The 11,468-nt window shown below is 68.6% G+C and carries 12 protein-coding genes and 1 pseudogene; 10 read left to right on the forward strand and 3 right to left on the reverse strand.

Translation table 11 applies throughout. From position 1 onward, the window contains the following. Positions 1–5: 5 nt before the first annotated feature. The 4 genes from I55_RS11715 to I55_RS32990 are packed head-to-tail and all read left to right on the forward strand — an operon-like array spanning position 6 to position 3,098. Positions 6–1,229 (forward strand): glycosyltransferase, encoded by a 1,224-nt coding sequence (locus tag I55_RS11715; RefSeq protein WP_049974040.1) that lies wholly within the window; start codon positions 6–8, stop codon positions 1,227–1,229. Between the two features lie 38 nt (positions 1,230–1,267). Then, positions 1,268–1,954, forward strand: a complete 687-nt coding sequence (locus I55_RS11720) for an AAA family ATPase (RefSeq protein WP_148293684.1) — start codon at positions 1,268–1,270, stop codon at positions 1,952–1,954. Positions 1,955–1,963: 9 nt separating this feature from the next. Further along, the gene (locus tag I55_RS32985) at positions 1,964–2,512 is read left to right on the forward strand and encodes a phosphatase PAP2 family protein (protein WP_049974041.1); all 549 of its coding nucleotides are present in this window, start codon (positions 1,964–1,966) and stop codon (positions 2,510–2,512) included. A 43-nt stretch (positions 2,513–2,555) separates the two neighbouring features. Beyond that, a complete protein-coding gene (locus I55_RS32990) occupies positions 2,556–3,098 on the forward strand; it encodes a thermonuclease family protein (RefSeq protein WP_148293686.1) in 543 nt (180 codons plus the stop codon). 116 nt (positions 3,099–3,214) lie between these two features. On the opposite strand, the gene I55_RS11735 is transcribed toward I55_RS32990, so the two are convergent. Further along, positions 3,215–3,982 (reverse strand): polysaccharide biosynthesis/export family protein, encoded by a 768-nt coding sequence (locus I55_RS11735; protein WP_049974043.1) that lies wholly within the window; start codon positions 3,980–3,982, stop codon positions 3,215–3,217. A gap of 210 nt (positions 3,983–4,192) precedes the next feature. Here I55_RS11735 and I55_RS11740 point away from each other — a divergent pair, with 210 nt between their 5' ends. Then, the gene (locus tag I55_RS11740; RefSeq protein WP_044560734.1) at positions 4,193–5,725 is read left to right on the forward strand and encodes a GumC family protein; all 1,533 of its coding nucleotides are present in this window, start codon (positions 4,193–4,195) and stop codon (positions 5,723–5,725) included. 8 nt (positions 5,726–5,733) lie between these two features. On the opposite strand, the gene I55_RS11745 is transcribed toward I55_RS11740, so the two are convergent. Next, on the reverse strand, positions 5,734–6,486 hold the full coding sequence (locus I55_RS11745) for an SDR family NAD(P)-dependent oxidoreductase (RefSeq protein WP_044560735.1): 753 nt from the start codon (positions 6,484–6,486) through the stop codon (positions 5,734–5,736). 76 nt (positions 6,487–6,562) lie between these two features. Continuing rightward, entirely contained in the window at positions 6,563–7,477 is a 915-nt protein-coding gene (locus I55_RS11750; protein WP_199902563.1) for an AraC family transcriptional regulator, read from the reverse strand. 231 nt (positions 7,478–7,708) lie between these two features. Between I55_RS11750 and I55_RS11755 the strand changes: the two genes are divergently transcribed. From I55_RS11755 to I55_RS11775, 5 genes and pseudogenes are all read left to right on the forward strand, one after another. Next, positions 7,709–8,362, forward strand: a complete 654-nt coding sequence (locus tag I55_RS11755; RefSeq protein ID WP_044560737.1) for a hydrolase — start codon at positions 7,709–7,711, stop codon at positions 8,360–8,362. A gap of 69 nt (positions 8,363–8,431) precedes the next feature. Next, positions 8,432–8,716, forward strand: a complete 285-nt coding sequence (locus tag I55_RS11760; RefSeq protein WP_044560738.1) for a XapX domain-containing protein — start codon at positions 8,432–8,434, stop codon at positions 8,714–8,716. A 5-nt stretch (positions 8,717–8,721) separates the two neighbouring features. Beyond that, on the forward strand, positions 8,722–10,617 hold the full coding sequence (locus I55_RS11765) for an amidohydrolase (RefSeq protein WP_044560739.1): 1,896 nt from the start codon (positions 8,722–8,724) through the stop codon (positions 10,615–10,617). A gap of 2 nt (positions 10,618–10,619) precedes the next feature. Beyond that, positions 10,620–11,033: a DoxX family protein gene (locus I55_RS11770; RefSeq protein WP_044560740.1), complete on the forward strand. Its 414-nt coding sequence runs from the start codon at positions 10,620–10,622 to the stop codon at positions 11,031–11,033. A 14-nt stretch (positions 11,034–11,047) separates the two neighbouring features. Continuing rightward, a pseudogene (locus I55_RS11775) lies at positions 11,048–11,468 on the forward strand (glyoxalase); the annotation flags it as partial.

The following is an 11,468-nucleotide window of genomic DNA, read 5'->3' on the forward strand; positions in this document are numbered from 1 at the left end:
CGGCCATGGACAGCGCTTTCCATCCCATCCCGGACACCGTGGACGCGGCCCGCGCATCCACGGCGCCAGCGCGGCCGCTGCGCATCCTGCACATCGTGGAATCCGCCGCCACCGGCGTGGGCCGCCACCTGCTGGACCTGCTGGAGGGCACGCTGGCCCAGGGGCACAGCGCCGACGTCCTGTTCTCCCCCATCCGGGAGGACGACATCTTCCGCCAGGGCCGCGCCCGGCTGAGCAAGGTGCGCTTCCGCGCCATCGCCATGCGCCGCGCCCCCGGGCCCCTGGACCTGGGGGCGCTGTGGGCGGTGCGCCGCCACATGGCCAGCTTCGGCCCCTATGACATCATCCACGGCCATTCGTCCAAGGGCGGCATGCTGGCCCGCCTGGCCGCCATCGGCACCACGGCCAAGGTGGTCTACACCCCCCACGCGATCTCCACCCTGGACCCCACCCTGGGTGCTGGAAAGCGGGCCGTCTACAAGGCGGGGGAGGTCGCGCTGGCGGCGTTGACCGACCGCGTCATCGCCGTCTCGACCGGGGAGCGGGAGCATATCGTCGGCCTGGGCATCCCAGCCGCCAAGGTCACCACCATCACCAACGACATCGAACCACCGGCGCCGGCCCCGCGCGCCCACACCCGGCGGGAACTGGGCCTGGCGCCCGGCCACCTGGCCATCGGCTTCGTCGGCCGGCTGACGGCGCACAAGGGCATCGACATCCTGATCCCCGCCTTCGCCCGCGCCCATGCCGCCGCCCCGCACGCCCGGCTGATCATCATCGGCGACGGCGTCCTGGGCGATGACGCCCGCAGCCGCGCCGAGGCCCTGGGCTGCGCCACCGCCATCACCTGGATGGGCGTCCGCGACGCCGTGCGCTATTACGCCGCCTTCGACCTGCTGGCCCAGCCCAGCCGGTATGAGGGCCTGAGCTACACCCTGCTGGAGGCGGCGGGCGCCGGCCTGCCCATCCTGGCCACCGACGTGGGCGGAACCCGCGACGTGGTCGTCGACGACGTCACCGGCCAGGTGGCGCCCCCGCCAGGGCCAGGCGCGGGGACGGACGGCGGCGCCTTTGGCGTGCTGCTGGCCGACCTGGCGACCGATCCCGAACGCCTGGCCCGGTACGCCGCCGCATCCGCCGCCCGGGTGGCCCCCGGCGGGCGGGCCCGAATGGTCGCGCAGACAGTGTCTCTTTACCAATTCCTGTTATCCGGAAGCCCCGTACGATGATGGCTCGATTCTCTTCCAAGGCCTGGCCCATGAGCTGGTTGTCGCGCAGACAGGACCCGGTGGACATGACGGTGGATACGGCGGCCATCGCCGGCCAGCCGCTGTTCAGCCTGTTCAACAAGCTGGCGATGATGCCCCACGGGCCGGAAGGCTACGCCATCCAGATCATCGGCGCGCGGCCCGGCGCCGGCGCCTCCACCATCGCCCGCGCGCTGGCGGAGTTCGCGGCCGTGAACGTGGACGGCCCCGTGCTGCTGGTGGACGCCGACCCCTTTGACCGGGAACAGGTGCGGCTCTCGGCCATTGCCTTGCCCAACAGCCTTCATGACGCGCAGCAGGGCCTGGTGTCCCTTGACGAGGCCTTGCGTCCCATGGGCACGGCCGACCTGATGCTGGCGGCCCTGACCCAGCCCATCACGCGGCGGGAGGACGGCCACGTCACCTGGTCGCTGTCCATCAGCGCCATGGGCGAGATCGTCGCCCAGCTGCGCCAGCGCTTCCGCTGGATCATCTTCGACAGCGCGCCGCCGCAAAACCTGGCCTTCGCCCACGTGCTGTCGCGCTTCGTGAACGGCACGGTCATCGTGGTCGAGGCGGAGAAGACCCGCCTGCCGGTGGTGCAGCAGCTGATCCACCAGATCCGGGCCAACGGCGGCAAGCCGCTGGGCCTAGTCATCAACAAGCGTCGCCTGCTAATCTCCGACTTCATCTACAGGTTCCTGTGATGGGTGGTTATGCAGATTCTCAGCACCCTGGCCACGATCGGCTTCGTCCTGCCCCTGTTCGCCGCCCTGATGGGCATGCTGCTGGCCCGGCGCGACTACCTGGTCGCGGCGGCCTGGGGCGGCGGCGTGATGATGTCGCTGCTGATCGCGCTGGCCATCCGGGGCATGACGCGCGAAACGCCGGAGCTGTATTACTTCCCCAGCGGCCACGTCACCCTGGCGGTGGCGTTTTACGGCGGGCTGCTGGTGATCTACCTGCGCGGCGGCCATGGCCACGGGCGCCTGGCCTTGCCCATCGTCGGCCTGGCGCTGGCGGGGGTCGCCCTGCTGGAAGGATGGTCGCGCATCCTGCTGACCCATCACACCTGGGTGGACGTGGTGGGCGGCTTCGTGGTCGGCACCCTGGGGCTTCTGGCCACCGGCTGTCCCTGGGCGGTGCGGCGCATCCGCACCGGGTCGCGCCTGTGGCTTGCCGCCACCCTGGCCGTGGCGGCCCCCCTGGCGTTCTTCAGTGTCGCCTGGCTGGACGGTATGATCCGGAATATCGTGGCTCTATAGGCCACGTTCCGCTACGCCTTCGCGACATCATTTCGAGGAAGAAATGATGAAGCGTTCGGCTCTTGCGCTTCTTGGGATGATCCTGCTGCTGCCCGACCCGCGCCCGGCCCATGCCGAGGAGGCGCTGTCCAACCGGCTGGAGCGGCGCACACTCATCGAGAAGGGCCAGGACCTGCGCTCACGCCTGGATGCCGACCCGCCGGCGGTGACGGCCAAGGCGGCGCCCACGCAGATTCGCGCCTATGATGGCGGCACGCTGATCGTCGGGCCGGTCATGTATCGGCTGTGGGGCATCGCCACCCCGGCCATGGACGCGTTCGGCGGCTATACCGCCCTGCAGGGATTGGTGAAGCTGGTCTACGACGCCCCGGTGGCCTGCACCCCGACGGGCCAGAGCATCAACGGCGTCGCCGTCGCCCGCTGCAAGGCGGACGGCAAGGACCTGTCGGCGGAGATGGTGGCCGGCGGCTACGCCCGCGACTGCCCCCGCCAGTCGGCCGGCACCTACGCCGACCTGGAACGCGGCAGCATCGTGAACGTGGCCGGCGGCTTCGACCTGCCGCCGGAATGCCTGGCGGACTGGTGAGGATGCGCATGGCTGCCCACCTGTCCACCGCGTTCCACCACCGGCACGAGACACCGGATGGCCGCGCCCGCCGCCCGGGGGAACCTTTGACCGGTACCGGTCAAAGGCCGCACGCGTCATTGGAAGTTCTGCTGCCGGCCCACGGTGTAGCTGAAGTTGCGCTGGAAGGGCACGACACGGGTGATGAACTGATCCACCCACTGGTCGACCTCTGCGATCGACGTCTTGGGCACGAACACGATGTCGAAGGGGTGCAGGCGCACATCGTCGGCCGCGCCACCGACGAAGCCGGCGACGTCGATGACCTTCATCATCGGGCGGCCGTTGGGCGCGCGGCGGATCAGCACCACCTTGTGGCTCTGGGCCGTTTCCATGAAGCCGTTGGCCATGGCGATGGCCTCGATCACGCCGATGCGGCCCGGCATGTTGAACAGGCCCGCGTTGTTGACCTCACCCCCGACGAACACCCGTTGCGAGGCGTAGGCGCGGATGGCCACCTGCACCCGCGGGTCCTTCAGGTCGCGGCCGAAGCGCTGGTTCAGTTCGGCGGTGATGTCCGCCACGGTGCGGTTCTCGGCATGAACGATGCCCACCAGGGGCAGGGTGAACTGCCCGTCCGGCCCCACCGTCACGCGGTCGTTGAATTCACCATTGAACGGCAGCTTGACCTCGACCTCGTCCCCCAAGCCGAGGCGATAGTCCGTCTCCTCCTCCGTCCACGCCGTGAAGGCGGCGACCTGGCTGCCAGGCCGGCCGGCGCCGGGTTGGGCCGCCGCCTGGGCGGCGAGCGTCCTGTCGTCCGGCGGCTGGATGGAGTTGGGCACGCAGGCGGCCAGCGCGGCGGTCGCGAGCAGCGACAGAATAAGCGAGGGGGATCGTTTCATGGTGGGCAGCTACGTATGAATCGGGGCTCATGCAAAGGAACGGATGATTATCCTAGACCATTCCGACGAAAATGGAACCACATATTATGTATTTATAGCCATAATTGCTACAACTCCCTCCAGTTTCTCCGGTATTACTGGCGCTCTCCAGCTATCTATTCCTCTGCATACTTGTCCACCTTGACCCTTCCGCCGTCACGAGCCTGAACTATGCCGCCAACCACCCAAACGTCAGTCCCCCCTGGAGCCGCCCCCGGAGCCTTCACCAGCCCGGCCCTGCCGATCGCGTTCACCGTCCGCGACCTGGTGCTGATCCTGTTCCGCTATCGCCAACGGGCCCTGGCGGCGTTCGGCTTCTGCCTGGGCGCCGCCATCCTGGTCAGCGTCCTGATGCGGCCGGTACACGAATCCGACGCCTCGGTTCTGATCAACAAGTTCAGCCGGGAGTTCACCTATCGTGCGGACGCCGGCGCGGCGGCGGCCGCGGCCCTGGTGCCCATGACCAACGACCCGGAGGAGCTGCTGAACACCCAGGTGCAGCTGATCCGCAGCCGCGACGTCATCATCGCCACCGTCAAGAAGGTGGGGCTGGACCGGCTGTACCCCGCGCTGGCGAAAAGCGACCCGGACAAGGTGAATTGGGACAAGGTGGTGGACCGCTTCTCCGACGCGCTGGGCACGGTGCCGCAGCGCACGTCGAACATCCTGCACCTGTCCTTCCGCCACCGCGAGGCGACGGTGGCCGCGGCCACGCTGGACACCCTGATCCAGGTGTTCCGCGACAAGTCGATCACCGTCTACCTGAATTCCCAGACCCAGTTCTATGAGACCCAGGTGGCGGAAGGCCACACCCGCGTCGACGCCGCCTACAAGAAGCTGGCGGACTTCCGCCGCGCCCACGGCGTGCAGGCCTTCGACGGGCAGATGGCCCTGCTGCTGCAACAGCGCCTGGACCTGGACAGCGAGGCCAAGCGGGTGGACGCCGACCTGGCCGGCGCCCGCCAGCGCGCGGTGGAGCTGAAGCGCCAGATCAAGGAGACGCCGCCCGACGTCACCGCCTACACCGACCGGGAACAGAGCCGCGTGGTGGACGAGGCGCGCACCAAACTTTTGAACCTGCACCTGCGGGAGAAGGAGCTGAGCGCCCAGTTCACCGACGAAAGCCGGCAGATGCAGCAGCTGCGCCAGGAGATCGCCGTGGCGGAGCAGTTCCTGAAGACGGAGGAGGGCAAGTTCGCCGGCACGGTGCGCCGGGCGCGCAACGACGTGCTGACGGGGGCGGAACAGGACCTGAACCGCACCCTGGCCGACACCGCCACCCTGGAAGGCCGCAAGCGCGACATCGAGACGCAGATCGCTGGCGTGGACGGCAGGATCAACACCATGACCGGCAGCGAGGCCCAGCGCTGGACGCTGGAGCGCGACCTGGCCACCGCCCAGGAAAGCCTGAAGGCCCTGATGTCCCGGCTGGAGGAGGCGCGGGCGTCCGACAGCCTGAACCGGGGCCGGGTGGGCAACATCGCCATCGTCCAGGCGCCATCCATGTCGCGAGAGCCGGTGCAACCCAAGCCGCTGCTGAACCTGGCGCTGGGCATTCTGGCCGGCCTGTTCCTGGCCGTGGTGGCGGCGTTGCTGTCGGAATTCGCCTCGGACACCATCTACGATCCGGCCCGCGCCGAACGCCTGCTGGGCGTGCCGGCGCTGGCCGTGTTCAATCTCCAGGAAAAGCCGGCGGAGACGTAAGCCACCCGTCAGCTGAACCGGGATTGCCGGTACAGCTCGACCGCGTCGGCGCCGGCCGGGAAGTGCAGCCGGTCGGACGTGTCATTGACGGCCGCCCACACCGCCGCCGCCACGTCCGTCTCCGTCGTCGTCAGGGCCGGCGTGGCGAAGGCCGCGAAGATCGGCTGGGCGAAATCGGCGTAGGCCGGGGGAATGAGGCTGCTGATGTCGATGTCCGTGTTCTGGGCGAAGCGGGTGGTCGGGCCGTAGCCCGGCTCCACCAGCTTGGCGCGGATGTCGAAGTGGGCCAGTTCATGGGCAAGCGAGCCGGTGAAACCCTGGATGGCCTGCTTGCTGGCGGTATAGGCGGCGGCCAGCGGCATGCCGGTATAGGTGACGGTGGAGGTCACGTTCACGATCACCCCCGACCGGTGCTGGCGCATCTGCGGAATCACGGCCTGGCACATCGCCATCATCCCGAAGGTGTTGGTGTCGAACACCCGGCGGATGTGGGCCATGGGCGTGGCCTCGAACGCGCCGACGACGCCGATGCCGGCGTTGTTGACCAGCGCGTCGATGGGGCCGGCCGCCGCGATGGCGGCGGCGATGCTGTCAGCACTGGTGACATCCAGCGGCAGGATGCGCAGCCGGGGCGACCGGGGCAGCACGTCGGCATTGGGCCGGCGCATGGTGGCGATGACGGTCCAGCCCTGGGCCAGGAAATGGCGGGCCGTTTCCAGCCCATAGCCGGAGGAAGTGCCTGTGATCAGGATCGTTTGCATGGGGATCGTCCAGGTTTGCTGTGGATGACCCTGGATACACCTGCCGCACAGGACGGAATATAATTGAACGTCCGCATTAATTACCATCCGTCCAGATCGCGGCGCCTCCATTGCGCGCGAACCGGCCCGGTGAACAGCCCAGGCGCTTGCGGAACGCCGTGCTGAAGGCGCTGGCGGATTCATAGCCGATCTCATCAGCGATCCGGTCCAGGGTCTTCGCCCCCTGGATCAGGGCGTCCTTGGCCAGCGCCATGCGCCACCGGGCCAGATATTCGATCGGGCCGCAGCCCAGACCCTCGGCGAAGCGGGCGGCGAAGGCCGAGCGCGACAGTCCGGCCACCTTGGCCAGGCCGGCGACCGTCCAGCCGGCACGCACATCGGCATGCAGGGTGCGCAGGACGCGCGCCAGCGCCGGATCGCGCAGGCCGTTCAGCAGGCCGGCGCGGGCATCATCCGCCGCGAGGCCCCGCCAGCGCAGGGCCTCCACCAGCAGCACCTCCAGCATCCGCTGCAGGATCATCTCCCGCCCCGGCTCCTCACCGGCGCATTCCTCCATGATCAGGTCGATCATGCGGGTGAGCCGCCCCGTGCGGCCCTCCGTCGCCGGAATGTGGATGACGCGGGGCAGCAAGGCCAGCAGCAGCGGGGCGTTCGCCTGTTCGATACGGAAGGTGCCACCCAGCGATTCAAAGTCCGCTTCCCCCGCCGGGTCGCCGTGCCGGACGGGGGCGTCCACCGGTTCCCGCAGGTCGCAGGCGATGCCGGGGTGGCTGCTGAGCGTGAAGGCGGGAGTGGCGGGCAGCAGCAGGAAGTCCCCCTTGCGGAACCGCACCGCCGCCTGCCCCTCCAGGGCGATCCAGCATTCGCCCTTCAGGATGATGGTGAAGCCGGGGGCGTCATGGGCGGCATAGCGCACACCCCACCGGCCCCGCCCGGTGATGGGCTTGGAGATGGCGGTGTGCGGCCGAAGCAGCGCGATGACATCGCTCAAGGGATCCATTCCAGACGAACCGTAATGATTTTCGGCAAGTTCATGATCCCCAATCCCGGATGGCCTGTCCAGAAGGCTGCCCCCATCCGATGCGTCGGTGACTGAACCGTCCCGCCCTTCAAATCAGCGACCCATTCGACAAGACCCCAAACGTCCCCGGGCGCACTGTTGGGACGCGCCGGCAATCGTGCACGGCAGCCCTTTCAAACCCGCCCACGCGAGGAAAACACCATGTCCATCACGGCCACGCCCACCCCTGGCGCCAAGCTGCTGAACGCTGACGATCACACCCTGATCATGATCGACTTCCAGTCGCAGATGTCGTTCGCGACCAAGTCCATCGACGCCATCACGCTGCGCAACAACGCGGCCCTGGTGGCCAACGCCGCCGCCGGCTTCAAGGTGTCCACCATCCTGACCACGGTGGCGGAGAAGAGCTTCTCCGGCCCCATGTTCAGTGAAATCACTGAGGCCTTCCCCGGCCAGGACCTGCTGGACCGCACGTCCATGAACACCTGGGAAGACGCGGCGGTGATCAAGCAGATCAACGCCATCGGCAAGAAGCGCATCGTCCTGTCCGGCCTGTGGACCGGCGTGTGCATCGTCGGCCCGGCGCTGTCGGCCATCGACCAGGGCTTTGAGGTCTACGTCATCGCCGACGCCTGTGGCGACGTCTCGACCGAGGCGCACGACCGCGCCATGGACCGCATGGTCCAGGCGGGCGCCCAGCCCATCACCTCCCTGCAGTACCTGCTGGAACTGCAGCGCGATTGGGCCCGGACCGGCACCTACGACATGACCACCGGCATCGCCAAGAAGTGGGGCGGCGCCTATGGCCTGGGCATCATCTACGCCAAGACCATGTTCGGCGCCCACGAGGGCTGAGCCCTTCACCGCAACGCGCGGCCGGGAATACGCCCGGCCGCGCCCCTCTTGGCGGCGGGGAGGCCCCCAATGAAAATCTATCTCATGTCGCTGGGTGCCGGGCTGTTGGTGGGCGTCATCTACGCCCTGATCAACGTCCGTTCGCCCGCCCCGCCCGTGGTGGCCCTGGTGGGCCTGCTGGGCATCCTGGTGGGCGAGCAGATCCCACCCCTGCTGAAGACCTTGTGGGCCAAGGAGCCGGCGGCCGTGTCCTGGCTGCAGGACCAGGTGGGACCGCACATGTTCGGGCACCTGCCGCGGGGCGCCAAAGCCGCCGCCGCCACGGACGCCACCGATACCGCTAAAGGGACCTGAAAACCATGACCACCGCTGCCGATGTCCAGACGGCCGACCTGATCCTGCATCACGGCCTGTTCACCACCCTCGACCGCGCCAATCCCACCGCCACCGCCGTGGCCGTGAAGGACGGCCGCTTCCTGGCGGTGGGCGGGGAGCGTGAGGTGATGGCCCATGCCGGCCCCGGCACCAAGGTCATCGACCTGAAGGGCCGCCGCGTCCTGCCCGGGCTGATCGACAACCACCTGCACATCATCCGCGGCGGCCTGAACTTCAACATGGAGCTGCGGTGGGACGGCGTGCGCAGCCTGGCCGACGCCATGGCCATGCTGAAGCGCCAGGTGGCCATCACCCCCGCCCCGCAATGGGTGCGCGTCGTGGGCGGCTTCACCGAGCACCAGTTCGTGGAAAAGCGCCTGCCCACCATCGAGGAGCTGAACGCCGTCGCCCCCGACACGCCGGTGTTCATCCTGCACCTGTACGACCGCGCGCTGCTGAACGGCGCCGCCCTGCGCGCCGTCGGTTACACCAAGGACACGCCGGAGCCGCCGGGCGGCCAGATCCTGCGCGACGCCCAGGGCAACCCCACCGGCCTGCTGCTGGCCAAGCCCAACGCCGCCATCCTGTACGCCACCCTGGCCAAGGGCCCCAAGCTGCCCCTGGAGTACCAGCTGAATTCCACCCGCCATTTCATGCGGGAGCTGAACCGGCTGGGCGTCACCGGCGCCATCGATGCCGGCGGCGGTTTCCAGAACTACCCCGATGACTATGAGGTCATCACCAAGCTGGCGGCCGATAACCAGCTGACCATCCGCCTGGCCTACAACCTGTTCACGCAGAAGCCCAAAGGCGAGAAGGACGACTTCCTGAACTGGACGCGGACGTCGACCTACAAGCAGGGCGACGACTATTTCCGCCACAACGGCGCAGGCGAGATGCTGGTGTTTTCCGCCGCCGACTTCGAGGATTTCCGCCAGCCCCGCCCCGACATGGCGCCGGAGATGGAAGGCGACCTGGAGGAGGTGGTGCGCATCCTGGCGCAGAACCGCTGGCCCTGGCGCATGCACGCCACCTATGACGAGACCATCAGCCGCGCGCTGGACGTGTTCGAGCGGGTGAACCAGGACGTGCCGCTGGAGGGCCTGAACTGGTTCTTCGACCACGCCGAAACCATTTCGGACGAGTCCATCGACCGCATCGCGGCCCTGGGCGGCGGCATCGCCGTGCAGCACCGCATGGCCTACCAGGGCGAATACTTCGTCGAGCGCTATGGCCTGGGCGCGGCCGAGGCCACGCCGCCGGTGGCGCGCATCCTGGAAAAGGGCGTGAAGGTTTCCGCCGGCACCGACGCCACCCGCGTCGCCAGCTACAACCCCTGGGTTTCGCTGGCCTGGCTGATCACCGGCAAAACGGTGGGCGGCCTGCGCCTCTATCCCCAGCGCAACTGCCTGGACCGGGAAACCGCCCTGCGCATGTGGACGGAGAACGTCACCTGGTTCTCCAACGAGGAGGGCAAGAAGGGCCGCATCCAAGTTGGCCAGCTGGCCGACCTGATCGTGCCGGACCGCGACTTCTTCGCCTGTGCTGAAAGCGAGATCGCGGACACCACGGCACTGCTGACCGTGGTGGGCGGCAAGGTGGTCTATGGCGCCGGTGACTTCGCCCCCTATGACGAGGCCCCGGTACCGCCGGCCATGCCCGACTGGTCGCCCGTGCGCACCTTCGGCGGCTATGGCGCCTGGAACCTGCTGGAAGCGAAGGACACCAAGCTGCAGCGCCAGGCGGCGCAAAGCTGCGGCTGTGACAGCGCCTGCGGCGTCCATGGCCACGCGCATGCCACCGCCTGGTCATCCAAGCTGCCCATCCGCGACCTGAAGTCCTTCTGGGGCGCCCTGGGCTGCGCCTGCTGGGCGGTCTGATCATGGGCCCCACCGCTCTCACACCCCCTTGGCTGCGCTGGGTCGCCCTGCTGGGCCTCTGCGCCGCCTACATCCAGGGCGGGATCAACAAGGCCCTGGATTTCGGCGGGGCGGTGGCGGAGCTGGCGCACTTCGGCATGCCGCCCTGGCCCCTGCTGGCGGCGGCGGTCATCGTCCTGGAACTGGGCGCGTCGCTGCTGATCCTCAGCGGCCGCCTGCGCTGGCTGGGCGCCGGTGCGCTGGCGGGGTTCACCCTGTTCGCCACCTTCGTCGCCAATCGCTACTGGGAGATGGCGGGGCCCGAGCGCGCCATGACCGCCAACGCCTTTTACGAACATCTGGGACTGGTCGGCGGCTTCCTGCTGGTGGCCTGGCACGACCTGAAGTCCCACACATCTTCCCCTTCCGCATCCTGATGGGAGCCTTTCCGATGCGTATCCGTTCTTACGCCACCGCCCTGCTGATGGGCGCCTGCCTGGCCCTGCCGCTGGCGGCCGGCCAGGCGCACGCCGCCGCCAAGCCCGCCCTGCCCGCCGTGGGCGTGGCCCCGCAATACGACACCACCCACGTCTATGTGGCGGTGGAGGATGTGGACAAGTTCGTGGCCAGCTTCCTCGCCACCTTCGGCGGGCAGAGCACCAAGCAGGTGGTGGCCACCGTCACCCCCACGCCCAGCAGCACGACCTCGCAGCTGTTGCAGACGCCGGTGGGCACCGTGTCGCTGTTCGGCTTCAAGACGCCCATCCCCCACCCCTTCGGAGCGGAGCGCACCGGCTATCTGGTGACCGACATGGATGTGGCGACCAAGGCCGCCGTCGCCGCCGGCGCCGACGTGCTGGTGGAGCCCTCCC

Origin of the sequence: Azospirillum sp. B4 (assembly GCF_000333275.1) — a bacterium.
Taxonomy (GTDB): domain Bacteria; phylum Pseudomonadota; class Alphaproteobacteria; order Azospirillales; family Azospirillaceae; genus Nitrospirillum.

What these genes read in the sequence shown, in the direction of transcription:
- I55_RS11715 (WP_049974040.1), top strand. Translation starts at nt 6, where the DNA reads ATGGACAGCGCTTTCCATCCCATCCCGGACACCGTGGACGCGGCCCGC.
- I55_RS32985 (WP_049974041.1), top strand. Translation starts at nt 1,964, where the DNA reads ATGCAGATTCTCAGCACCCTGGCCACGATCGGCTTCGTCCTGCCCCTG.
- I55_RS32990 (WP_148293686.1), top strand. Translation starts at nt 2,556, where the DNA reads ATGATGAAGCGTTCGGCTCTTGCGCTTCTTGGGATGATCCTGCTGCTG.
- I55_RS11735 (WP_049974043.1), bottom strand. Translation starts at nt 3,982, where the DNA reads ATGAAACGATCCCCCTCGCTTATTCTGTCGCTGCTCGCGACCGCCGCG.
- I55_RS11740 (WP_044560734.1), top strand. Translation starts at nt 4,193, where the DNA reads ATGCCGCCAACCACCCAAACGTCAGTCCCCCCTGGAGCCGCCCCCGGA.
- I55_RS11745 (WP_044560735.1), bottom strand. Translation starts at nt 6,486, where the DNA reads ATGCAAACGATCCTGATCACAGGCACTTCCTCCGGCTATGGGCTGGAA.
- I55_RS11755 (WP_044560737.1), top strand. Translation starts at nt 7,709, where the DNA reads ATGTCCATCACGGCCACGCCCACCCCTGGCGCCAAGCTGCTGAACGCT.
- I55_RS11760 (WP_044560738.1), top strand. Translation starts at nt 8,432, where the DNA reads ATGAAAATCTATCTCATGTCGCTGGGTGCCGGGCTGTTGGTGGGCGTC.
- I55_RS11765 (WP_044560739.1), top strand. Translation starts at nt 8,722, where the DNA reads ATGACCACCGCTGCCGATGTCCAGACGGCCGACCTGATCCTGCATCAC.
- I55_RS11770 (WP_044560740.1), top strand. Translation starts at nt 10,620, where the DNA reads ATGGGCCCCACCGCTCTCACACCCCCTTGGCTGCGCTGGGTCGCCCTG.